The 24,383-nt window shown below is 43.6% G+C and carries 23 protein-coding genes; 14 read left to right on the top strand and 9 right to left on the bottom strand.

All coding sequences use genetic code 11. From position 1 onward, the window contains the following. Window positions 1–5 precede the first annotated feature (5 nt). From J6836_RS13195 to J6836_RS13170, 6 genes are read right to left on the bottom strand one after another with little or no spacing between them, the layout of a single operon-like run. Window positions 6–671 (bottom strand): urease accessory protein UreF, encoded by a 666-nt coding sequence (locus J6836_RS13195; RefSeq protein WP_219244487.1) that lies wholly within the window; start codon window positions 669–671, stop codon window positions 6–8. A 21-nt stretch (window positions 672–692) separates the two neighbouring features. Further along, window positions 693–1,169, bottom strand: coding sequence for an urease accessory protein UreE (gene ureE, locus J6836_RS13190; protein WP_219244486.1), 477 nt, complete (start codon window positions 1,167–1,169; stop codon window positions 693–695). A 20-nt stretch (window positions 1,170–1,189) separates the two neighbouring features. Next, a complete protein-coding gene (gene ureC / locus J6836_RS13185) occupies window positions 1,190–2,893 on the bottom strand; it encodes an urease subunit alpha (protein ID WP_219244485.1) in 1,704 nt (567 codons plus the stop codon). Window positions 2,894–2,895: 2 nt separating this feature from the next. Beyond that, window positions 2,896–3,219, bottom strand: coding sequence for an urease subunit beta (locus J6836_RS13180; protein WP_219244484.1), 324 nt, complete (start codon window positions 3,217–3,219; stop codon window positions 2,896–2,898). Between the two features lie 8 nt (window positions 3,220–3,227). Then, the gene (locus tag J6836_RS13175; RefSeq protein ID WP_219244483.1) at window positions 3,228–3,530 is read right to left on the bottom strand and encodes an urease subunit gamma; all 303 of its coding nucleotides are present in this window, start codon (window positions 3,528–3,530) and stop codon (window positions 3,228–3,230) included. A 22-nt stretch (window positions 3,531–3,552) separates the two neighbouring features. Then, window positions 3,553–4,389 (bottom strand): urease accessory protein UreD, encoded by an 837-nt coding sequence (locus J6836_RS13170; RefSeq protein WP_219244482.1) that lies wholly within the window; start codon window positions 4,387–4,389, stop codon window positions 3,553–3,555. A gap of 452 nt (window positions 4,390–4,841) precedes the next feature. Here J6836_RS13170 and J6836_RS13165 point away from each other — a divergent pair, with 452 nt between their 5' ends. The 6 genes from J6836_RS13165 (at window position 4,842) to J6836_RS13140 (ending at window position 10,731) form a co-directional block, all read left to right on the top strand. Continuing rightward, window positions 4,842–5,729, top strand: a complete 888-nt coding sequence (locus tag J6836_RS13165; protein WP_219244481.1) for an AraC family transcriptional regulator — start codon at window positions 4,842–4,844, stop codon at window positions 5,727–5,729. Between the two features lie 254 nt (window positions 5,730–5,983). Continuing rightward, window positions 5,984–7,561 carry an ABC transporter substrate-binding protein gene (locus J6836_RS13160; RefSeq protein WP_219244480.1) on the top strand — a complete coding sequence of 526 codons (1,578 nt, stop codon included), beginning with the start codon at window positions 5,984–5,986 and terminating at the stop codon, window positions 7,559–7,561. Then, a complete protein-coding gene (locus J6836_RS13155) occupies window positions 7,546–8,529 on the top strand; it encodes an ABC transporter permease (RefSeq protein ID WP_425299564.1) in 984 nt (327 codons plus the stop codon). The genes J6836_RS13160 and J6836_RS13155 overlap by 16 nt, the downstream gene beginning before the upstream one ends. Next, window positions 8,526–9,338 (top strand): ABC transporter permease, encoded by an 813-nt coding sequence (locus J6836_RS13150; RefSeq protein ID WP_219244478.1) that lies wholly within the window; start codon window positions 8,526–8,528, stop codon window positions 9,336–9,338. Before J6836_RS13155 ends, J6836_RS13150 begins: the two co-directional genes overlap by 4 nt. Beyond that, window positions 9,332–10,108 carry an ATP-binding cassette domain-containing protein gene (locus tag J6836_RS13145; protein ID WP_219244477.1) on the top strand — a complete coding sequence of 259 codons (777 nt, stop codon included), beginning with the start codon at window positions 9,332–9,334 and terminating at the stop codon, window positions 10,106–10,108. The genes J6836_RS13150 and J6836_RS13145 overlap by 7 nt, the downstream gene beginning before the upstream one ends. 14 nt (window positions 10,109–10,122) lie before the next feature. After that, a complete protein-coding gene (locus J6836_RS13140; protein ID WP_219249506.1) occupies window positions 10,123–10,731 on the top strand; it encodes an ABC transporter ATP-binding protein in 609 nt (202 codons plus the stop codon). Between the two features lie 26 nt (window positions 10,732–10,757). Here the strand turns inward: J6836_RS13140 and J6836_RS13135 are convergent, their stop codons facing one another. Then, window positions 10,758–12,320 carry a S8 family serine peptidase gene (locus J6836_RS13135; protein ID WP_219244476.1) on the bottom strand — a complete coding sequence of 521 codons (1,563 nt, stop codon included), beginning with the start codon at window positions 12,318–12,320 and terminating at the stop codon, window positions 10,758–10,760. A 264-nt stretch (window positions 12,321–12,584) separates the two neighbouring features. Between J6836_RS13135 and J6836_RS13130 the strand changes: the two genes are divergently transcribed. Then, the gene (locus tag J6836_RS13130; RefSeq protein WP_219244475.1) at window positions 12,585–14,639 is read left to right on the top strand and encodes a TonB-dependent receptor family protein; all 2,055 of its coding nucleotides are present in this window, start codon (window positions 12,585–12,587) and stop codon (window positions 14,637–14,639) included. Between the two features lie 309 nt (window positions 14,640–14,948). On the opposite strand, the gene J6836_RS13125 is transcribed toward J6836_RS13130, so the two are convergent. Then, window positions 14,949–15,665, bottom strand: a complete 717-nt coding sequence (locus J6836_RS13125; RefSeq protein WP_219244474.1) for a Crp/Fnr family transcriptional regulator — start codon at window positions 15,663–15,665, stop codon at window positions 14,949–14,951. Window positions 15,666–15,760: 95 nt separating this feature from the next. On the opposite strand from J6836_RS13125, the gene J6836_RS13120 reads away from it, so the two are divergent. The 7 genes from J6836_RS13120 (at window position 15,761) to J6836_RS13090 (ending at window position 23,396) form a co-directional block, all read left to right on the top strand. After that, window positions 15,761–16,849: an ABC transporter substrate-binding protein gene (locus J6836_RS13120; protein WP_219244473.1), complete on the top strand. Its 1,089-nt coding sequence runs from the start codon at window positions 15,761–15,763 to the stop codon at window positions 16,847–16,849. Further along, entirely contained in the window at window positions 16,842–17,861 is a 1,020-nt protein-coding gene (locus tag J6836_RS13115) for a FecCD family ABC transporter permease (RefSeq protein ID WP_219244472.1), read from the top strand. The genes J6836_RS13120 and J6836_RS13115 overlap by 8 nt, the downstream gene beginning before the upstream one ends. Beyond that, a complete protein-coding gene (locus tag J6836_RS13110; RefSeq protein WP_219244471.1) occupies window positions 17,858–18,598 on the top strand; it encodes an ABC transporter ATP-binding protein in 741 nt (246 codons plus the stop codon). Before J6836_RS13115 ends, J6836_RS13110 begins: the two co-directional genes overlap by 4 nt. Before the next feature lie 47 nt (window positions 18,599–18,645). Then, window positions 18,646–18,996 (top strand): cupin domain-containing protein, encoded by a 351-nt coding sequence (locus J6836_RS13105; protein ID WP_219244470.1) that lies wholly within the window; start codon window positions 18,646–18,648, stop codon window positions 18,994–18,996. Window positions 18,997–19,010: 14 nt separating this feature from the next. After that, the gene (locus J6836_RS13100; protein ID WP_219244469.1) at window positions 19,011–19,781 is read left to right on the top strand and encodes a class I SAM-dependent methyltransferase; all 771 of its coding nucleotides are present in this window, start codon (window positions 19,011–19,013) and stop codon (window positions 19,779–19,781) included. A gap of 228 nt (window positions 19,782–20,009) precedes the next feature. Beyond that, window positions 20,010–22,211 (top strand): TonB-dependent siderophore receptor, encoded by a 2,202-nt coding sequence (locus J6836_RS13095; protein WP_219244468.1) that lies wholly within the window; start codon window positions 20,010–20,012, stop codon window positions 22,209–22,211. Between the two features lie 84 nt (window positions 22,212–22,295). Further along, window positions 22,296–23,396: an ABC transporter substrate-binding protein gene (locus J6836_RS13090; RefSeq protein ID WP_219244467.1), complete on the top strand. Its 1,101-nt coding sequence runs from the start codon at window positions 22,296–22,298 to the stop codon at window positions 23,394–23,396. Window positions 23,397–23,470: 74 nt separating this feature from the next. On the opposite strand, the gene J6836_RS13085 is transcribed toward J6836_RS13090, so the two are convergent. Further along, window positions 23,471–24,367, bottom strand: a complete 897-nt coding sequence (locus tag J6836_RS13085) for a LysR family transcriptional regulator (RefSeq protein ID WP_219244466.1) — start codon at window positions 24,365–24,367, stop codon at window positions 23,471–23,473. Between the last annotated feature and the right edge of the window lie 16 nt (window positions 24,368–24,383).

The raw sequence follows: 24,383 nt of genomic DNA, 5'->3' as shown, positions 1-24,383 counted from the left end.
TTTTCTCATGAACGAAAAAGTCGAGTGTATTGGGTTTCATGCCGACTGCTAGCAATGATTTGTGCAGGGGTAAAACTGCCGATATCGTCAACTGACCATGTGGCAGATTGCGCCACAATCTCAGGGATACGTTCGGCAAGGGTAAACAAAATATGTTGCCCCGCACTTTGACCCAGTGGAATTAATTTCACGCCAGACATCACGGTATTTTCCAGCCAGCCCCACGCGTAAGCGGTGCACAGCTTTTCAACGTCAATATCCCAATGCGTGGCGGCAAGGGCAAAAGCCATTAATTGTGTTTTTTTCACGCACGCCAATGCCGTGGCATCAAGTTCAATCGCCAATTGTGGGAGCAAGCGGGCAAAGGCAATGCCTCGCTGGCGCTCCTCTTGGCGAAGTTCTTTGGTCTCGCGGCTAGCAATAATAAAGTCACACCAATAGGTCACTTGCTGCCAATCAGAGCGTGAAAGATTGGCGTGAATTTGCCGTAGAACAGGGAGTTCCAATGTCGCTATTGCGTGGGTCATTTGTGCTGTTAGCCAATTGGCAAGGGTGTCAGGTGTGGTCACCCAGCCTTTTTCAATCGCCCATTCTAACCCTTGGGAATAGGTAAATGACCCCACAGGTAAGGACGGGCTGACTAATTGGTATAAACGCAAATCCGCTAGCATCAATACACTCCCTGAATCTGATTAATGGTGGTGATGGTGATCATCGTGGTCATGATGATGACCACCTGATGAACCGCCATAAGCCCCTGGCTCAGGTTGGTATTTTTCCAGACCCACGTTGACCGTTGCGCCTAATCCACGCGCCATGTCGTCTAAAACATGGTCGTGAAAATAACGGCACCAGCCTGCTTCAATTTGCAGGGGAACATGGCGGTTCCCCAAGTGGTAGCAAACCCGTGCCAGTAGCAGAGGGTCATCGCTGTAAACGGTGGAAACTTGCTCTTTTGCTGCGATAATGGTGACCTGTTCACCGTCTTCTGTCGCTAAAATATCCCCTTCTTTTAAAATGGTGCCACGGGGTAAAAATAACCCCGCATCTTGCCCATCACTTAAGGTGACTTTTAAGCGGCTTTTAGTGCGCTCGTCCATGGTTAAGCATAGGGACAATTCAGTGTCTGTCTGTTGTTCTGGTGGAACGACTTTAATAAATTTTTTCATTTTCTGGCTCTTAATGGGGGTCAGAATAAAAAGTAACGTTGTGCCATTGGCAACTCAGTGGCTGGCTCACATACCAGTGGTACGCCATCGGCTTTCACAATATAGGTTTGAGGGTCTAACTCAATGTGTGGCACGTAGCTGTTATGTACCATAGAGGCCTTGCTGATATTGCGACAGCCCTCAACACGGCCAATTAAGCTTTGTAAGCCAAGTTTTTCGGGCACGCCCGCCTCAATCCCCGCTTTTGACATAAAAATCATCGAGGTTTGGTACTTCGCTTTACCGAGTGCTCCATACATTGGGCGGTAGTGCACAGGTTGCGGCGTTGGAATGGCGGCGTTGATATCCCCCATTGGCGCATACGCCACGAGGCCACCTTTCATAATAAGCGCGGGTTTGATGCCAAAAAAGGCTGGATCCCACAGGATAATATCGGCTAATTTACCTTTCTCTATCGACCCCACTTCATGGGCGATACCATGAGCTAATGCAGGGTTGATAGTGTATTTCGCCACGTAGCGCTTAATGCGGTTATTGTCACTGTCTGGGGTATCGCCTTCCATCGTGCCGCGCTGCAATTTCATTTTGTGGGCACATTGCCATGTGCGCATAATCACTTCGCCAACGCGCCCCATGGCTTGGGAATCGGAGGACATCACGGAGATAGCGCCCATATCATGCAAAATATCTTCTGCGGCAATGGTTTCACGGCGAATACGTGACTCAGCAAACGCCACATCTTCAGGAATTGACGGGTCAAGGTGATGGCACACCATCAACATATCCAGATGTTCGTCCACTGTATTGATGGTGTACGGCATCGTTGGGTTGGTCGAGGCGGGTAAAATATTTGGCTCCCCAACGGATTTGATCACGTCAGGGGCATGGCCACCCCCTGCACCTTCTGTGTGGAACACGTGGATCACGCGCCCGCCGATGGCTTTTACTGTTTCTTCGTAGAAGCCGCCTTCGTTTAACGTGTCGGAGTGAATGGCTACTTGCACGTCCATTTCATCGGCGACATTTAAGCAGTTGTGGATGGCCATTGGGGTTGCGCCCCAGTCTTCGTGGATTTTTAGGCCAATTGCGCCTGCGGTAACTTGCTCACGAATGGCTTCAGGTTGGCTCACGCATCCTTTACCAAATAGTCCCACGTTAATTGGCAGCTCGTCCACAGCCTCTAACATGCGGTACATATTCCAAATCCCCGGAGTGACCGTCGTGGCGTTAGTGCCTGCGACAGGGCCTGTTCCGCCACCAATAAAGGTGGTGACACCAGAAACCAAACCTTCTTCGGCTTGCTGCGGGCAAATAAAGTGAATGTGGGTATCGACGCCACCTGCGGTGACAATTTTGCCTTCACCCGCGACCACTTCTGTACCCGGGCCAACCACGATATCTACATTCGGCTGTACATCAGGATTACCCGCTTTACCAATACCGGCAATACGGCCATTTTTGATGCCGATATCCGCTTTAACAATGCCCCAGTGGTCTAAAATAATGGCGTTGGTGATCAGCACATCGACACATTTATCGCTAGTGACTTGGCTTTGCCCCATGCCATCACGAATGACTTTACCGCCACCAAATTTGACCTCTTCACCGTAGGTGGTGAAATCTTTTTCAATTTCTAAAAACAGTTCTGTATCCGCTAAACGCACACGGTCGCCTTGGGTTGGGCCAAACATATCCGCATACGCTTGTCGTGAGATGGTTTTCATGGTTATTTCTCACTCTCTAATTTACCCATGACTTTGCCATGGAAGCCGTAAATTTCTCGTTTACCGCTAAATGCCACCAGCTCCACCGTGCGGCTTTGACCAGGTTCAAAACGCACAGCCATGCCCGCAGGGATGTTTAAACGAAAACCCAGCGTGCCGTCTCGTTCAAATTTCAGGAAGTCATTCACTTCATAAAAATGGTAATGGGAGCCGACTTGAATCGGTCTATCACCATGATTTGCCACTTGAATGGTTTTGGTTTCACGACCCGCGTTCAGCTCGATGTCGCCTAAAGCCTGATTCACTTTAATTTCACCGGGGATCATATTGCCACCTATACAATTGGGTCGTGAATGGACACAAGTTTTGTGCCGTCAGGGAATGTGCATTCCACTTGAATGTCTTTGATCATTTCAGGTACGCCTTCCATGACTTGGTCTGCACTGAGCACCGTTCTGCCTTCACTCATCAGTTGAGCAACTGTTTTGCCGTCACGCGCGCCTTCCATAATGGCGCAGCTTATTAGGGCAACGGCTTCAGGGTAATTCAGTTTTAACCCACGGGCTAAGCGCCTCTCAGCGACAAGGCCTGCGGTAAAAAGCAATAACTTATCTTTTTCTCTTGGGGTGAGTTCCATTTTTGCTCCTAAAACGAAAAATTTATGTTGCCCAAATACGGGGAGGTTCTGGGCAATAACCTAGCCAATACTGCCGCGTGGTTTGCCAAATATGGGCAAAACACGCCATCATTGGCTCAGTTTGCGTGCCTAATAATCGCAAAACTAAAATGCCATCTACATCCGTTAATCCATACTCAATAGGGCTATCCGTTGGGGATAAAAAATCACTTAAATGCTGTTGGGTTTTTTCTTTTAATTCATCACTGGCAGGGTAAATGTACATCGACCCCATCATGGGATATTCACGCATGACGGCAGACTGTTTTTGTGTGCCATCGATAAACAGGGATTCAGTCAGCGTGAGGGTATCGTCAATGTAAAAATTAAAACGCCCACGCACATCACCATTTTCAAACCATTCCCCTAAAACAGGGCGGCCTAAACATTGCATTTCCCAACCGATAAATTTTGATGACGCGGCGACGTGGATATGGGTTTCGAGCCGAACCTGCGCATCAGGGAAAAAAATATTTTCCTGCGGTAGCCACTCTAAAAAACCATCAGCGGCAACGGTTAAATTCTGTACTTGACGGGCAACACCACCTGCGCTGCGATAAAATTTGGTCGCACCCGGGGTGGTCAGCAGCGAATGAGCGTGTGGCTGCACGTCAATGTTAATCAGGAGCTTATCTCCACCGACCACACCACCAGGGGGATGGAGTAAATAGGTGTGGGCAACCCCTTGCTCGGGGTAAAATGGCCTTTGCACCATTAAAGGGCCGATATGTTGTTTATCGGTCAGGCGTGTTGCACCCCGTTTGAGTTCATAGCGTAAAAAAATCTCAGCTAACCAACCTGATCCTGAAAACTCAGACATACTTTCTCCTGCAAATCAGGCAATGAACAATACGCGAACATGTATAGTTATACCCCTCACCGAATGGTTGGGCTCTAGGCAGTATAAGCTAATGCAAGTAGGGTAGGATGTGAATGAACACGAAAAAATAATTATCTATAATGATGCGTTATAGGCTCGCATTCATCTGCCGCGCGATTTTACACCTTATATCGAAAATTACCTTTCAATTAAATAGCAATTTATTTAGAAAAACTCACAATACGTAAAATAACAGTAAAAAATGAGCGGATCTCTATATTGCGATTTTAGCCTAACAGGACTATATTTTGAGCCGCATTCTAGCAAGGTAGCGGAAGCCATCAACTAGCGTAATTATTTGCTATTTATCCGAATGACGGTATTACTATCTGCTTATTAACCTGCTTTTTCTAGCAGGTGATTTCTGACTTTGACCAAAGTTTATTGAGATTATGGAATATAAATATTTTCTTTCATCAAGCCAAATGGTGTTAAAAGCGTTTTATATTGAAAGCGCGATGATAGCCATGCTGCAAGGGGCGAAAGGAAATGTGGTGATTAATGGCCAATCCATTGATGTGCAGTCTAATTTGACATTTATTATTCCAAAATACAGCCAAGTTTCTTGTAATATTGAGTGCGGTTCTAATCAATCGATTGAGTTGCATACACTGTCGATTACAGACTCAGAGTTAGAATCTGTCTTTTTATTATTAAAGACTTTAATGAAGTCAGGCGCACCGTTGACGAGTCATGTGCCTGCTTTTCAGGTATTCACCCCTGAAACGGTTAGTGATAATTTCAGTTTGCTCAAACAATGTTTGCCATTAAAAAAACAGAGCCAATCCCAAGAAGCGTTGTTAATGAAGCAAAGCCTGTACTTTATTTTACTGGCGATATACCAAGCGGGCGTCGATATTCTCAATATTTTTCGCTTTAATTATGATGAGCCGAAAAACCAAGCTATCACCCATTTAATAACTCAAGAGCCGCAGAAAAAATGGCATTTAGAGGATGTGGCGAAGGCATTATTCACCACTCCATCGACGTTGCGCAGGCACCTTAATCGAGAAGGGGTATCATTCCGCCAATTATTATTGGATGTGCGAATGGGCATGGCGCTAAATTATTTAACTTTCTCAAATTATTCTGTATTTCAAATTAGTCATCGTTGTGGGTTTGGTAGTAATGCCTATTTTTGCGATGTCTTTAAGAAAAAATACGCCATGACACCATCGCAATTTCGGTTGCAATCAAGGCAGTCTAATGACTCGTCTTTTATTACCGATTTATCGTTAAATTCCGCGCCCATTGAATTTGATAAAGACGTGGAAGCGTAAAATTTACGTTTTGATTTATTAAGGTAAATCAAAGATAGGCAGAGTTTTTGCGAATTATTCATTAAATTAGAAGTTCTATTGATATAGAACGTAGAAAGCGTGGTTTAAAATTTAATATAACTAAACATTGCTACTCTACGCACAGTGAATATCTCACCTATAGCGGCAATTAATGGTCACCCATATCATTAACTGCCTGATGATGTTTCATTTTTATTTAGTGATAAAAATAAAACCAAACTATCGAGGGATGTATGATTAAAAATATCGTTGCGGCTATGTGTTTAATGGGGCTGACGCTACCATCACACGCCGCAGAACCTGCACATTCACAAACATTACGTTTAGCCATTGGCGCAGAACCGACCGAAGGTTTTGACCCGATGTTAGGATGGAGTCACGGCAGCTACCTTCTGTTACATAGCCCATTACTCAAACAAAAAGCCGACCTTTCATGGCACAGCTATATGCTGGAAAACTACCAACACAATGCCGATGGGAAAGAGTGGACATTAACGCTAAAAAAAGGCTTAAAATTTTCAGATGGTTCACCATTAACCGCAAAAGATGTGGTATTCACCTACAATAATGCCGCCGCGAGTGGAGGCAAAGTGGACATGGGCAATTTTGCAAAAGCAGAGGAAATTGACCCATTAACCGTCAAAATTACCTTATCTTCCCCGCAAAGTACTTTTATCAATGTATTAGGCTCCCTTGGGATTGTCTGCGCCGATAAATACGATGCAAAAACTTATGCACATAACCCAATTGGTGCGGGCCCATACCGCTTAGTAGCTTTCCAGCCGGGGCAGCAATTAATTGTTGAGCAAAACCCGTATTACGCTGGGCCAAAAAATGATTTCAACAAAATGGTTTTCGTCTTCCTTGATGAAGATGCGGCATTTGCTGCGGCACAAAGTAACCAACTGGAAATTGTCCGTATTCCCGCTGCGGTGGCTGCCAATGCCAATAATGTCAAAAATATGAAACTGGTAGAGCGTTATAGCGTGGAAAACCGCGGTATTTCGTTCCCAATTCCACCCGCAGGTGGAAAAGATGCGCAGGGTAATCCTGTCGGGAATGATATTACCTCCGATGTTGCGGTGCGTAAGGCGATTAACTACGCCTTCGACCGTAAATTATTGTCTGAGTCTGTCCTCGAAGGTTTTGCTGTTCCTGCTTATACCGGTGTGGCAGGGTTACCGTGGAATAGCCCTGATTCAGCCTTTAAAGATGGTGACACGGAAAAAGCCAAAGCCATCTTAGAAGAGGCGGGTTGGAAGCTGAATAAAGATGGCTTGCGTGAAAAAGAAGGGAAAGTGGCAAAACTGACGCTCTGGTATGCCAGCGGTGACACCACGCGCCGTGATTTAGCCCAAGCTATCCGCTCAAGTTTAAAACCTATAGGCATTGAGATGGATTTAAAATCAGGCAGTTGGGAAACCGTTGAACGCAATATGCACGCCAACCCAACCTTGTTTGGTTGGGGCAGCTTAGACCCAATGGAAATCGTTCATAACTACGGTAGTAAAGCTGCAGGTGTCGGTTTCTATAACCCTGGTTACTATAAAAATGCGGCGGTTGATGAGTTAATCGAAGAAGCACTGCGCCAGCCAGACCAAAATGCGGCTATTCCATTATGGCAAAAAGTGGACTGGAATGGCACAACGGGTGTGGGCATTAAAGGTGATGCTGCTTGGGCTTGGTTGATGAACTTACAACATATTTATTTACTGAATAATTGCGTGGATTTAGGTACCAGTGCGCCTGAAATTCATGGTTCTTGGTCAGTGTTAAATAACGTTGATGAATGGGCATGGACTTGCCAGTAATGCGAACCACTCTCGGGCTTTTATTGCGTTTTATCTGTTTATTGACCGTGACGGCGGCGGGTATCTTTATCCTGCTAAGTTATTCGCCTATCGACCCAATAAAAGCCTACATTGGTAATGATTTATTGCATGTCCCCCCCGAGCAATATGCTTTAATTGCAGCTCGTTGGGGGCTTGACCAGCCGCTATGGGTGCAATTTTGGCGCTGGTTTTCTCAAATGTTACAAGGGGATATGGGCTATTCCATGTTGTACAACACCCCCGTTGTGCAAGTGATAGCGGATCGCCTTATTCCCTCGTTAGCGTTGCTTATCTGCGCTTGGCTTTTTTCAGGTATCGTTGGTTTTGCTTTAGGTTTAGTGGCGGGGCGATATCTTAATCGCTGGCCAGATAAACTGATTTCAATGCTCAGCTACCTTTTAGCGTCTATCCCTGTGTTTTGGGTGGGGTTACTGCTACTTTCGTTGTTTGCTGTGTCATTGCAGTGGGCGCCGATTTGCTGCGCATGGCCCATTGGCTTAGATGAAGAAACGGCGACATTTGGCCAAAAACTCCATCACCTTGTTTTGCCTGTAATTGCATTAGGAATGCTGGGTGTGGGGAATATTGCTCTGCATACCCGAGCAAAAGTGATGGAAGTGATGAACAGCGAGTTTATTCATTACGCTCAAGCGCAAGGGGATAAAGGTTGGTCAATGATAGGTTTTCATGTGCTTAAACATGCTATCACCCCTGCAATTTGCTTGCAGTTCGCTTCCGTGGGGGAGTTACTCAGTGGGGCGCTTCTTGCAGAGAAAGTGTTTGCGTATCCGGGGTTGGGGCAAGCGACCATCGATGCAGGTTTGCGAGGCGATATCCCTTTGTTGATGGGGATTGTAATGTTGTGTGCCACTTTGATTTTTTTCAGTAATACGGTTGCCGATATCTTATTGAAAAAAGTGAACAAGGGAGTGATGAGAGACGCATGACCTACAACCCAAATCGAGCGCTATTTAAATTAATTATTTCGCTAACTTTATTGGTTATTTTAGCGAGTTATGCCGTGTGGTTGTCGTCAACCGACATTGAAATGAACCTGTTGGATAGGCGGTTATCCCCTTCTTGGGCACACTTATTCGGTACAGACAATTTAGGCCGTGACCTCTTCGAAAGAACATTCCAAGGTGTCGCGACCAGCTTACAAATTGGTTTGATTGCGGCGGTATCAAGTGGGTTTATTGCCTTGGTGATGGCTGGATTGTCTTCTGTGAGTAAGGTGATGGATTACGCGGTGCGTGGTGTGATTGATGCATTATTAGCATTGCCGCATCTTTTGTTGCTAGTGCTGATTTGCTTTACTTTGGGCGGTGGAAAAATGGGCGTGATTTGGGCAGTTGCCCTTACGCACTGGCCTAAGCTTACCCTGATTTTACGTTCCGAGTTACTGCGAGTGAAGCAAGCGGATTATATCATGCTATCCCAACGCATTGGCAATAGCGCAGTTTACCGTTGGCGTTACCATTATTTACCGATGATCTTACCACAATGGATGGTCGGCACGTTGTTGATGTTCCCACATGCGGTACTTCATAGTGCGGCACTGAGTTTCCTTGGCTTTGGGTTATCACCCCATGAACCTTCGCTGGGTATTTTATTGTCAGATGCATTACGTTATCTCAGTACAGGGGCGTGGTGGCTGGTGGTATTTCCCGGAGTTGCTTTGATGGGGTTAGTGTTGTTATTTGACCAGTTTGCAAAAGCCGCGGCGCAGCTATGGCTGAAGGGGGCAACATGTTGAGCTTAGATAAGCTGACTATCGATGTCGCAAAATTTCGCTGGTTAGGCCGTAAGCAATGGTCGCCATTACTGCAAGATATTACCCTCGATATTCAACCGGGGGAAATGGTGGCACTGGTTGGTGGAAGCGGTGAAGGGAAAAGCCTGTTATTACAAAGCGTTCTTGGCCTACTACCGGATAATATGCGTTGCCAAGGCAACATCAGTTTGAATGGAAGCGCATTGACGGAGAAAAACAAGCCTCAGCACCGTGGTAATTCCTTGTGCTATATTCCTCAAGGCGTTAGCGCACTGAATCCCTTGATTCAAATTGGCCCCCAACTTGAACGGGCGGCAGTACTGAGTGGTCAACACATTAAAATGCACGATGTGGCACGCCATCTTCAGCAATATAACTTGCAAGAAAGTTTGGTGAATAGCTACCCAAGCCAGTTATCCGGAGGGATGGCTAAACGGGTATTGGCAAGCAGTGCAACGTTGTCCCGTGCACAATTTATCCTCGCAGATGAAATTTCGTCTTGGTTGGATGATGAACATGCGTTGCAATTGCTTGAAAATATGAAGTCCCTTTGCCGTGATGGGCGAGGCATTTTATGGGTGACCCATGATTTGTCCATGGCAGTGCGTTTTGCTGACCGTATTGCGTTGCTACGCAATGGGGCGCTAGAGGATGTGTTAAGTAGCCAAACCTTAAAACAAGGCGGTGGGGGGAAATGGCTACAATCCTTGTGGAATGCGCTGCCAGAACATCAATTTATGGCAATGAAATGATGGATATTGAACCCATTTTAACGGTTAAAAACCTGAGCATTGATCAAGGGGGGAAAGCCCTTTGGCAGAACTTTAGTTTTTCCCTTGCACCCAATGAACGCCTTGGTATTTCTGCGCCAAGCGGTTTCGGTAAAACAACGCTGGGTCGTGTTTTAGCACAGTGGCAAGCACCTTCTGGCGGTTCGATTTTATTTGCTGGAAAGCCACTTTTTAAGCAAGGTTATTGCCCAATCCAGTTGGTCCCTCAGCACCCAGAAAAAAGTTTTAACCCGTATCGTACAGTAGGGGCGAGTTTACGTGATGCATGGCAACCTGACGCAGACTGGCTTGAGCGTTTTTCCATCAAACCACAATGGTTAGAGCGGCGGCCTAATGAGTTATCAGGGGGGGAGCTAGCACGGATTGCATTATTACGGGCTCTTGACCCGCGAACACAAATTTTAATTGCCGATGAAGTGACTGCGCAATTAGATGCGCACTTACAAAAAGAAATTTGGCAGTTGTTAATTCAACTTTCAGAAGAACGCCCTTTAGGAATGATTATTTTTAGTCATAACAAGGCGTTGCTTGAAAAGGTATGCACGTCAGTCTTAACCCTTGAAGGGGGAAATACCGTCACATGATAGGTGACGGCTTGAGAACATGAATATTATGCACTTTTGGGTAAGTCTGACTTACGGATGATGCTATCAACGACATCCAACAAATAATCGACATTTGGGCGATAACCAATACCGTATGGCACACCCTCAGTATAATTTGATGCACGAGTTACTGTGCGCATTTGCCACGGAGATAAAATCGCCCCTTGTTTTTTTGCGTAATCTTGAATTAACGCTAATGCACCAGAACATAACGGCGTTGCGCTTGATGTGCCTGAATAATCACGTGAATAATTGCGGTTATCCCCTGGTAATTTTTGTAAAGAACCATAACCCGTCGTGGTAACGCTCCAATCTCCCCATGAGTTAATAAAGGCTATCTCTCTGTTATAGTTTGAGAAATACGCACGAGTCCCACTTTGGTAATTACAAGCACCCACTAAAATACTGCCGCTATCACCGAAATCTTCCATCACATCTGGCTTGCTTAAATCTAACCCGCCATTTCCTGCTGCTAGGATCACGGTTGCACCTTTATCAACCATGATTTTTATACGTTCCCACCAGCCACGTACTGCGGTAGCAGGAACTAATTTTCCACCAAAATCAAATTGTATATCTAGGCTGACAATATCCCCGGGCTGAGCATGCTCAGTGAGCAAATCAAGGTCGCCAGTGTCATAGAAATAAAACTGGCAGCTATGGGCAATACCAGTCACACCAAATTCATTGTGAGTTGCTACGATACAACCTGTTGATGCCGTACCGTGGTTGCAATCTTCACTTTCTGGGCGGCTATTGACGACAACGATATTTGAGTTGATTAAATCCTCATGGTTGCGGTAGACACCAAAATCTAAGTGACGAACGACGGCTGATGAGCCATTAATATTTTTCGCCCAAGCATCACGGATGTTCATCCCTTTTGGTGCATCAAGGTAAGTTTGCATCACCGTAAAATCAGGAGTGATAAAGTCGTTAGCTGTACTGATTTCAATCTCATTAACGGGCTCAGGGTTTAAAGGCAATTTTGGGGCTATGTACCCTGTAGTATCCGGGCTGACGCTACAATAATCGACATAATCAAGACGTTCTATTTGCTCTGCGAGTTCCACTAAAGTATCGAAGTGGCTTTCACCATGGAAAGTAAAATAATCATAGTGGTTTAACACATCATGAATAGCGCTATGTTTTAACGTTAAGTTGGGGAGTTCTGAATAAAAAGCTAAATCTTGTTTTATTTGGTCTTGATGGTTTTTTTTGATTTTCACATCTAAAAAGTAGTGAGATATCCCCGTTATTTTTCGATTGATAGTTTTTGTTTTAACTGCAGGTTTTATTTCGTATTTTTTTTCATCTTCATTAATGTGGAAATAAACTTCTTTTGATTGAATGTTCGCTGTGCTCTCCAACTCCTGATTGATTTCAACTCGATAGCTTCCTGATTTATCGATGAAAAATAAATGATTTTCATTGGTGGTCGTTACTTTTTCTATTATTTCATCATTTAAAATTAAATTAATTCCTAATGATTTTTTTTGTTTATTATTAAATTCAATGAATATTCCATTGTTATTTGTATCTATAAATTTAAAAATTTTAATATTCATGGTTTCTCTTTTTATTAAATGGTTTATTAAATGTTTATTCTATAATTAATAGAATTTTCAAAATTGAAATGATATTTAAAAGAGAAATAAAAACGATAGCAATATTAATAATTGTATTGAATTTAATATAATTTGATATTTATATTTTGAATGAAACTCAATTTATTTTAGTTTTTGACAAATGTCATAGGGAAACAGTTTTTTTTCACCTATTTTATACGTTCAAATGAAAATGATAACCATTACTATTAATAAGGTGAATATATGTCTTATCCACTAAAACGGCATAAATTGGCTCATTGCATCACACTGATTTTGGGATTAGGGCCTTTAACGCTTGCTGTAGCTGCGCCTGAATCAACGGCGCACGATACACTGGTTGTCACCTCAGCGTCAGGGCAGAGCCGTTTAACACCGACGGAGCAACAAGAAAAAGAAAAACTCGAAAAAGTGGCGGGTGGTACGAACTTAGTTGTGATTGAAAAAGATACGCGCCTTGCCACATTACAAGATGCACTGGATTACCAACCAGGGCTGGTTATCCAAAACTTTTTTGGGGGGATTGACCAACCTCGTCTAAATATTCGGGGGTCTGGGGTGCAGAGTGCGCCATTAGCGCGAGGGGTTTTATTATTGCAAGATGGCTTGCCCGCAACGGATGCCGATGGCAGCTTTCATATTAGTACCTTAGAAATGCGCGATGCACGAATGGTAAGCGTTCGGCGTGGGGCAAATAGCTTGAATCCACAAAGTAACAGTCTCGGTGGTGAGCTCGATGTGTTGTCTTATACAGGGCGAAATGAACAAGGGCGGTTGCGCTATGAGTATGGCTCCCATGGCCGTGAAGGGTTACAAACTGCGTTCGGTGGCGTTTCTGATGACGGGGTATTTGATGGGCGGGTAAATTTCACCTATGACCATTTTGATGGTTACCGCAAACATTCGGCTTCTCAACGGAAAACATTGCGTAGCAATTTCGGCTATGTCACAGATAATTTTGAAAATCGTACTTGGTTAAATTGGACCGATTTACGTTTTGATGTCGCGGGGCCAGTCTCTGAAGAGGTATTGAACAATAACCCAACGGATGTTTATCCAATGGTATGGCTACGCGACCCGCACCGCAATGTGGAGCAATTTCGTGTCGCAAACCGCTCTGATTGGCAGGTTGGCAACCAAGCGATTGGTGCAGGGCTATGGCATATTCGCACTCATGATAATTTCACGACGCCCGCATACTACCGCTTTAGCCGCAGCCACAGTGAAGGATTACAGCTGACTTATAACATTGAAACCGAGCCTGTGACCTATCGCACCGCAGTGGCGTGGGATCAAATGACATTGCAAACAGAATTAATGCAAAACCGCAAAGGCACGCCCGCAGATAAGAAAAAAATCGGTAAATATGATGGGCGAGCTGAGAACGTGTATGGCAGCGTGGGCGTTGACCTGCATGTCACACCAACCGTCACTGTGAACTTTGATGTGAAAGCGACTCACGCACGTCGTGATGTGGAAAAACGTCAAAGCTCCCTATCATTAGATCAAAATTGGACGTTTTGGACACCGAAAGCAGGGGTTATTTGGCGGCCAACAGAAAGCCAACGTTATTTTGCCAATATCAGCTCAAGCGAAGAACCCGCTACGTTTTGGGAAATTATCAATTCAAGTGATGGCAAACTCACCAAACTTTCCCCGCAAAAAGCCATTACCTATGAAATTGGCGGGGAAGGTGAAGTGACTGAGGGACTTAAATGGAACCTTGCGCTATATCGCAGTCAAATTAAAGATGAATACATCACGACGTATGATAGTGCAGGCACCGTCGTTGGGGTCTTTAATTATGGTGCAAAAACTCGCCATCAAGGGTTAGAAGCTGGGCTTGCAGGGCGAATTAGTGCGGGGTCTGGGGATGTAAATTATCGTGTTTCTTGGACATACAATGATTTTCGCTTTATGGGCGGTGAGTACAAGGGGAATTACATCGCTGGTATTCCACGTAACATTGTGGCGGCTGAGGTGCTGTATGAACTAGGAGATTGGAGCTTCGGGCCCAATATTCATTGGGCTCCAACGGATATGGCCGTTGATCACCAAAATAACCTTGATATTCAAAAACGTAAACATTATGCCGTATTAGGGGTAAAAGGCAGTTATAAACCGACAGACCAATGGTCAGTATATTTATCGATGGATAACTTAACGGATGAACGTTATGCAACGACGTCAGTGGCTAACCAAACCGTAACCGCCAAAGACAGTACATTATTCCCCGGTATGGGCTTTAATGTGAACGGGGGAGTGACCTTTAACTTCTAATCAATAATTGGCGTATTATTTAACGGTAATGTACGAGGGGCTGTTTATCTTTGCTACTGATTTTTACAGCTAAAATAGGTCAAAAAACAATTCAAAAATAGATAAATGTGTCAATCAAGCTGGCTTATTATTTGAGTTAAGATTAGTACTTAAATGCTGCCCTACGGGTTCGATTAAAGCGCGTTTCACTCATTTAATGCTGCGTTAAGAGGCGCTTGCCTAGTTGACTAGGCGGCGAACCTCTCGCCTTGCCTAAAATGGCTTTAATTCGAATAAAAATTGACTATCAAAGATAAACAGCCCCTAGGGCTAAAAGGGGCGCTGTGCAGAAATAGAAAGTTGGGTCAGATAATTTTCGTTATAAATATGCACAGTGTCTTTTTCGATGTTAATAAACCCTTTTTGACGCCAACCTGAAACTAATCGGCTCAAGGTTTCATAACGCATCCCCAATTTTGCGGCTAACTGCCCGCGGGATAATGGCAAAATAATATTAGAGGTAAGTTGTTTGTTTTTTAAATCAATAATATAAGCGGCAAGCCGTTGCTCTGCGGAACTTGATGTCAGCCAATCGATGTGGTTAATGTTTTCATACAGCTTAGCACTAAAGCGCATGAGTAATTTTTCCATAATCTGTGGACAAGCGTGACAAAGGCGCAATATATCTCGTTTATCAAGGAGCAATGCATCACCCTCTGTTTTTGCTCGTAAGCTCATTGGATAACGGTTATGAGGCATAAATACCGCGGCAATGGCGACAATTTCACCTTCTGCAAACAAACCAAAAATTTTCTCTTCACCTAAATAAGTATGGCGATACACCTCCATTTGACCGTTAATCATTAAGGGACAGTGCTTAAAAGGGTCACCCTCATGGTTTACTATTTCACCACTTTTAAATTGAATATAACCACAATTTTCAAGTAATAACGCCAAGTTTTTTTCTTCAATGCCCACAAATAATGGGCACTGCTTTAGCGCGTCGATAGATTGAGTGTAGGGAAAAACGTTTTTGACAAATGTCATAGGTCATCCTCTTCGGGCACCTTAGAATAGCTTGAGTATAAATGATAATCATACACATTATCAATTAAGTTATTGGTGGAGACTTAAATAACCCTATGATAAATAATGTTTTTAAAATTGCTGCTGCAGTGTGTACTTTGGGGATGACAGCGAATGTGAGTGCATCTCAAGCGGTTGATTTTACGGATATGTCGGGTGATGACATTCACCTTTCCGCTCCCGCTAAACGTATTGTGGTGATCCCAATCCCAGCGGCCTCCATGCTTGTGGGCATGGATGAAAGTAGTGAAAAACTTGTGGGGATGCACCCTTTTGCGAAAGTTGCCGCGAGGGAAGGGATGCTCGGAAAAATGTTCCCCTCTGTGTTGCAGGTTAATTCCAATGTTGTAGGGAATAATTTCACCCCTAATATTGAAGCATTGCTGAATGTTGAGCCTGATCTAGTGTGGCAATGGGGGCATCGTGGTGATGACATTATTTCTCCAATGCGTGATGCAGGGCTAACCGTTGCAACACTTGGCTATGGGCAGGAAAGCTATACGCAAGAGTGGATCCGCTTGATGGGAAAAACATTGGGCCATAATGAAAAAGCCAGTCAGATGATCCAATGGCGCCAACAGGTGGTGGAGGCTCTTTCTGTCACGACGGCAAAAATCCCTGAATCAGAGCAACCTAAAGTCCTTTACCTTTCTCACTTTAATCAAAGTATTCAAACATTTGGTTCGACATCACACAATAATGCGGATTTTGCATTAGCTGGTGGGCTGAGCTTAAATCGTGATTTAACTGGGCCAAGAACGCTAAATATTGAGCAAATCTTACTGTGGGATCCCGATATTATTTTACTGGGTAATTTCGAAGAGGGTTTAGCCCCTGCGGATGTGTACCGTAATCCCATGCTGAGTGATGTTGCTGCGGTTAAAAATCAACGAGTATACAAGTTGCCCATTGGTGGGTTTATTTGGGATGCGCCCAACCAAGAAACGCCATTATATTGGCAATGGTTATCCATGGTATTTCATCCAGAAACTAGCAATATTCCTTTGCGAGAAGAAATTCACCAGCGTTACCAACAGCTTTATGGGTATGACGTCACGGAAGCGGAAATTGATGGCATATTGCAAATTGAACTGAACAAAAATAGCCAGCATTACCTGCAATTAATGGGGAAACCGAATGCATAAGTCGAGCCTGCTTTGGGTAATCTTCACTGTTGGCTTATTGTTTACGCTGCTATTGGCGCTAAGTTTCGGGCGCTATCCTGTCTCGTTTTCTTCAGTATTTCATATTCTCTATGATGCGACGGTCGGGAATGACGTGGGGCTGAGCTATAGTCGTACCGAACAAAATGTGGTGCTGAACGTACGTTTGCCACGCGTGTTAATTGCGGGGATTGCTGGCGCTGGACTTGCTGTATCAGGAGCTGCGTTGCAAGGGATTTTCCGTAACCCATTAGTGGGGCCACAAATTATAGGTGTTTCCTCCGGTGCTGCATTGGGTGGCGCCTTAGCCATTTTATTATTTTCGTCATTACTAATAACTATCTCATTTGCTTTTATTGGTGGGCTAGTCGCGATTATTTTTGTTTTCCTACTGGGATTGAATCGTCAAGGAAGCCAGTTGCTGATGCTGATCCTCGCTGGGGTGATTATTAATGCCTTTTTTGCTGCCCTGATTTCGTTGATTACCTATTTTGCTGATCCAAATAATACACTGCAAACCATTGTATTTTGGTTGATGGGCAGTTTTGCCAGCGCATCCTATTTAAAGCTATCCATTGTTTTTCCTGTTGTTTTAGCCTCGGTATTGGTGATTTTTGCCTTACGTTTTCGCATCAATGTGTTGTCTCTAGGGGAGGAAAATGCGCAGGCGCTAGGGATGAAAATTAATCGGACACGTTGGGCGGTGTTGCTTAGCGTCACATTGATTACCAGCGCCACGGTGGCGGTATCAGGCACGATTGGTTGGGTCGGGTTAATTGTGCCACATATTGCGCGTATTGTTGTCGGGCATGATCACCGCATTTTACTCCCTGCCAGCGCCGTGATTGGTGGAATTTATATGATTGCTGTTGATACCTTTGCGCGCAGTATCACGAATGCAGAAATCCCTCTCAGTGTTATCACTGCATTGATTGGCGCACCTATTTTTACGCTTCTAATTCACACGCTGAATAAAAAGGTGGCTGACTTATGATCCATGTAGAACAGCTTAATTTTTCAATCGGCCAGCGCCAGTTATTCACTGACTTAAGTTTCAGGCAACCGAAAGGCAGCATCGGCGCTATTTTAGGACCTAATGGGAGAGGGAAAACTACCTTATTACGGTTATTGCTGGGGTTACAAAAAGGGTCAAAAGGACAAGTCTCGTTAAATGCCCCTGTGGCTTATGTGCCACAGCTTAGTGGCTCGCTGTTTCACTATTCTGTTCGTACGATGGTGAGCTTAGGGCGTATTCGCCATCTGCCTTGGTATGCTTCTCCCAGTAAAAAAGACCAGCAAATTGTGGCGCAATGTTTGGATTACTTAGGTTTAAATCGTTTTGCTGATCAACCCTTTAACCGACTCAGTGGTGGCGAGAAGCAAATGGTCATGATTGCCAGAGCATTAGCAAGTGAGCCGCAAATTTTAGTGCTTGATGAACCGACCTCTGCACTCGACTTAGCCAACCAAGACAACGTACTCAGCGTACTGCAGAATTTAGCTCAACAACGGGAAATCACCGTGTTATTTACCAGCCATTACCCGCAGCATGCGCTGCATATCGCTGATCACTCGTTGTTATTGTTTAACGAGGGGCACTATTTATTTGGCAATTCACAACAAACGTTAACCGAAGAAAACCTTGCACAGCTTTACCAGTTGCCTGTCGCTATTACGCCAATTTGTGAACAAAGCCGCCAAACACAAGGGGTCATACCTCTGTTTAGATAATTTTTGAATTAATACATTAAACTCATCGAATTAAGGAATATTAAATTATGAGCGATAACACCATTACGCCAGCTGAAGCGCTGAATATCAGCACATTAATTAACTATACCGAACAAGGTATTGCCAGCCGAGTGCTTGCTAAAAATGGGGGCGGAAACATCACATTATTTGCCTTTGATAAAGGACAGGCGCTGTCTGAACACAGTGCCCCTTTTGACGCCATTGTGATGGTAGCGGAGGGAAGCCTGTTGCTCACTATTGATGGTAAGCCTGTGACGGCTAAACTGGGTGAAATTGTGCGAATGCCAGCTAATATTCCCCATGCCGTTGATGCACTAGAGCCTGCCAAAATGCTACTGGTGATGTTACGTGAACCAAGTCATGAGTGCACCCATTAGCTCGGAGGTAATGTATGGATCAATCATTTACAGCACACGAAGCGGGGCACAAATTTTTAGCTCGCCTTGGAAAAAAACGCTTACGCCCCGGTGGAAAAATTGCGACTCAGTGGTTATTGAACCAATCAGGCTTACATAAAGACAGTCAAGTGCTTGAAATTGCCTGTAATATGGGGACGACTGCAATCGAAATTGCTTCACAATTTCGCTGCCATATCACGGGTATTGATATGGATAAACAGGCACTGGAGAAAGCGAAAAAGAATGTGGCACAGCACGGTTTAAGCGATTTAATTACGATTAAAATGGCAGATGCTTCAAAACTGCCTTTTGCAGATAACAGCTTTGATGTGGTAATTAACGAAGCGATGCTCACGATGTATGGCGATAAAGCTAAAGCGAAGTTATTACAGGAATATTACCGCGTACTGAAACCGGGTGGTTGCCTATTAACCCACGATATTGCATTTAAAGATGCAGACAACCCGCAAGATATTGCATCACAAATGCATCAAGCTATTCATGTTAAGGCTCAGCCGCTACCTCAAGCGCAATGGATTGATTTATTTAAGCAAGCAGGCTTTCAACATGTGATGTCCAGTACAGGGCCGATGACCTTATTATCGCCAAAAGGGTTGATTTATGATGAAGGTCTATTGGGCACCATGAAAATTATTCGTAATGCATTAAAAAAAGAAAACCGCCCGCAGTTTTTACGCATGTTCCGTCATTTCCGACAAAATCGTGGGAAACTCAACTATATTGCAGTGGCCAGCGTGAAATAAGGAAGACACATTCATACGCGCAAGGATGCGCTTAAAACGATACCTAATACAAATAACCTTTCAATTCATCATTGTAATGATAATAATTCTTATATCTAACATGATTATCAGTTACTATTGCGAATAATTTTTCCGCAACATAGTTAGCTGTGATGTAATCATGTGTTGTTATTAGTTCTGGCACTGATAACGATGGTATCAATAATTATATTTAAAGGTTTTAACTCAATGAAAATAAAACACCTTTTTATTCTCTCCCCTTGCTTACTCCCCTTTATGTCTCCCTCAGTATTGGCCGCTGATAACAAAGAAGAAAAAATTACGGTCTCTGCAACTCGCGGTTATAAATCAGTTTCAGAAATGGCACAAACCACATGGGTAATAGATAACGCCGAAATTGAGCAGCAAGCAGAAGGTGGGAAAGAGTTAAAAGATATTTTATCACAGTTAATTCCAGGAATGAGCGTGAGCGGCCAAGGGCGTACTAACTATGGCATGAACATGCGTGGCCGCTCGATGATAGTGATGGTAGATGGCGTTCGTCTTAACTCTTCACGCAGTGATAGTCGTCAACTAGATTCGATTGATCCGTTTAATATCAACCATATTGAAGTGATTTCTGGTGCGACGGCAATGTACGGCGGCGGCAGTAGTGGCGGTTTAATTAATATCGTGACGAAAAAAGGCCAAGAAGAAAAACAAGTTTCCCTGCAATTGGGTGGAAAAACGGGTTTTAATAACGGCAAAGATCACGATGAAAATGTCGCAGCCGCAGTGAGTGGCGGTAATGAAAATGCACATGGTCGTGTTTCTGTCGCATATCAACGTTATGGCGGTTGGTATGATGGCAAAGGCGACGCGATTAATATTGATAATACCCAAACAGGGTTACAATTCTCTGACCGTCTTGATGTGATGGCATCAGGCACCATCAAAATTAATGAAACACAACAGATTCAAGCGACTTATCAGCACTATAAAAGTGAATCCGATGGTAAGCACGGCCTATATTTAGGCAAAGATTTTTCCGCAGTGAAGGGGGATGGAAAGGCCTATAACAGTGGCAAATTAAGCTCAGACCGTTTACCGGGGACGGAGCGTAACTTGCTTAACTTACAGTATTCAAATGCAGATGTGTTTGGGCAGGATTTTGTTGCTCAGGTTTACTACCGTGATGAATCACAAAAATTTTATCCATTCCCAACGTTGACGGGGAAAGAAGTTTCGAGCATCAGTTCCTCTGACCAACAAACCAATTTCTATGGTACTAAGCTGACATTTAATAGCCAACCCCTTGATGAATTGACATTAACTTATGGTGTGGATGCGGAGCATGAGCAATTTCGTGCAAACCAAATGTTTTTTGATTTGGATCGCGCAAAAGAATCGGGGGGAATGGATCTCACCAAAGCGTTCCAAATTGGTCGCTACCCAAGCTATACCACCACAAACATGGCGACATTCTTGCAAAGCAGCTATGACATCACGCCGATGTTCACCTTAAGCGGTGGCGTGCGTTATCAATATACTGAAAATAAAGTGGATGATTTTATTGGTTATGCGCAGCAAGAAGCGATTGCAAACGGCAATGGTAAATCCGCAGATGCTGTACCTGGTGGGAAAACCGATTATAACAATTTACTGTTTAATGCAGGGCTATTAGTTAACCTGACAGAAGAGCAACAAACATGGTTTAACTTCTCTCAAGGTTTTGAAATTCCTGATATTGCAAAATATTATGGCACGGGTGATTACGGCAAAACCCCCGATGCGAATGGCCACTGGAACCTAAAGAAAAGTGTGAATATCAATGATACTAAAGTCAAAGGGATCAAGGTTAACTCCTTTGAGTTAGGTTGGCGCTATACAGGTGAGAACCTGCGCACACAGGTCGCCACCTATTATTCCTTGTCTGATAGAAGCTATGGCATCAATAAAGATGACATGACCATTTACATGAAGACCGATAAACGCCGCATTTATGGGGTAGAAGGTGCTGTTGATTACTTCTTTGACGATTCCGACTGGAACGTGGGGAGTAACTTCAACCTGCAAAAATCGGAAACCAAAGTTAATGGTAGCTGGGAAAAATGGAGCGTGGACTTCGCCAGCCCATCGAAAGTTAACGCTTATGTAGGCTGGGAGCCGAATGATTGGTCCTTACGCTTACAAAGCCAGCAAACATTTAACCTAACTGACGCGGCGGGTAAAAAACTGGATGGTTATAATACCGTTGATTTATTAGGTAGTTATATGCTTCCTGTTGGTAAAGTGAGTTTTGCCGTTGAAAACTTACTGGATAAAAACTACTCCACCATTTGGGGGCAGCGCGCACAAAGTTTATATAGCCCGAAATACGGTGCACCAAACCTGTATGACTATAAAGGCCGCGGTAGAACCTTCGCACTTAACTACAGTGTGACGTTCTAATTTAACGTTTTAGTCGATGACAAAGCCACTTAACCGTGGCTTTATTGGGTTAGAATTATTTAAATTTAAAGTAAAGGGTATCCCATGAAATTATTTCTCACAGGGTTATTGTGCTTACTGAGCTTCTGGGTGCAGGCAAAAACGCCAACAGTGATCACTGACCTGCAAGGCCGTGAAGTTACCGTTAATCTTCCCGTCGAAAAATTATTTTTAGTGGATAGCCGTGATGTTTTATCGGTGGATATTGCTGCCGGTAAAACGGGAATTTCCCGTATTACGGGGTGGAGTGATTCATTAACGCAGTATGCCCCTGATTTAAAAGAGGCCTATTTTAGTGTTTTACCTGAGTTAGCAAAAATCCCAACACTGAAGAAAACCCGTGAAGCAGGGCTACAAGTTGAAAAGCTGATTGAGCTCGCCCCTGAGGTTATCATCATGCATAAAGCCAATTATGGCGCGATGCGTGATAGCCAAATTTTACCGCAGCTTGAAGCGGCAGGAATTCAGGTGGTATTTATCGATTTTCGGATGGATATCGTAAAAAATACTCCAAAAAGTATTTTGTTATTGGGGGAATTATTAGGCACGCAAGAACGAGCAACTCAGTTTGCGGCACTATACCAAGAAAAATTGGCCGCGGTAGAATCCCAACTGGTGAAGCCATTTCCTTCAGTATTAATCGAAGCCAATGCAGGGTTATTTACAGATAATTGTTGCCAACTCTATGGGCGTTCAGGTTATGGTGTTTTAGCGTCTTTAGCGGGGGGAAATAACCTTGTCGCAGACAGTTTCCCTGCAAAAGGGGCTGAAAGCTCTATTGAGAATATTATTGCTTTAAACCCAGAATTCTATTTCTTAACGGGCGCGGATTGGCATAACTTCAATCGCGGTTCAATCGCTGTCAGCTTAGGATACCGGACAAACAAACCAGATGCTCAGAAGCAACTGGCGGTATTATTAGATAGGCAAGGGATCTCTTCATTAACGTCGGTAAAAGAAAAGCGCGTAATGGCGATTTACCACAATTTTTATAACAGCCCAATGAACATATTTGCCATTGAAGCGATGGCAAAATTTATACACCCTAAGGCTTTCAGCGAATTAAATCCTGAGCAAAACTTAGCTGATTTCCAAACGCAATTTACCCAATTGCGCTCAGAGGGGGTGTTTTGGGTAACGTTGTAAATTTATTTATAATGTAAAAATAAATAAAATTTTAGTTAACTTAAAAGGTAGAAATAAACCTTTTAAGTTAACTTTTATTCTAAATTCATGCGGGATACCAAATAATCAATAAAAGTACGCGTCTTAGCAGGCAAAGCGGAGGTACTTGGGTAAAGTAATTGAATATTTTGCTTGGGTAAATTGTATTCGGGAAGAACGCGGACTAAACGTTTTGCGTTTAAATCTTCATTCACCAGCCAAGCAGGGCAAATAGTGATGCCTAAAGAGGCTAATACCATTTGGTGGATCACTGCTGCAGAATTTGACTCATATTGGCTTTTAATTAAGGGAAAACTAAATTTATCCCCTCGGTCATTTTGCAAAAAATATTGTGTATCTTGCCAATTTAACAGGGAATGGTTGACCCAAGGCACATGGGCAAGGTCAGAAACCTGATTAATTTGATATTTTTGAACAAACTCAGGGCTTGCAACCAAGTAAATATCGTAATCACCTAATTTTTTCATTTTAAGTGATGAGTTTTTTAAATTACCTAGGCGAATAGAGACATCAAGTTTTTCTGTAATTAAATCATCGAGGGATGAATTGACGGAATATTGTAATTTTAACTTAGGATAAAGGCGGCAAAATTCAGGAAGCAAGGGAAGAATAAAGCGCTGGCCAAATTCACTCGTTGATGAAAAACGCAATAAGCCTGAAATATTGGTGCCTAAATTTTGGCTTTTTTCAAAAGCCTCATCAATTTGGTTTTGAATGTGTTTAAAGTCTTCGTAAAAATGTTTTCCAACCTCGGTTAGGGCAATACTGCGGGTATTTCGTGTCAATAAGCTCACATTTAGCTCAGTTTCTAATTGCTTTATGTCTACGCTGACCATAGAGCGACTTAGCCCTAAAATATCTGCCGCTTTGGTGAAAGACTCTGAATCCACGACCTGAAGAAAACTGATAATTTTTTTAAGATTCTTTTGCATAATGGCATCAATTGTT

It is taken from the genome of Providencia sp. R33 (assembly GCF_019343475.1).
GTDB lineage: Bacteria > Pseudomonadota > Gammaproteobacteria > Enterobacterales > Enterobacteriaceae > Providencia.
This window is presented reverse-complemented; position numbering and strand designations above follow the sequence as displayed.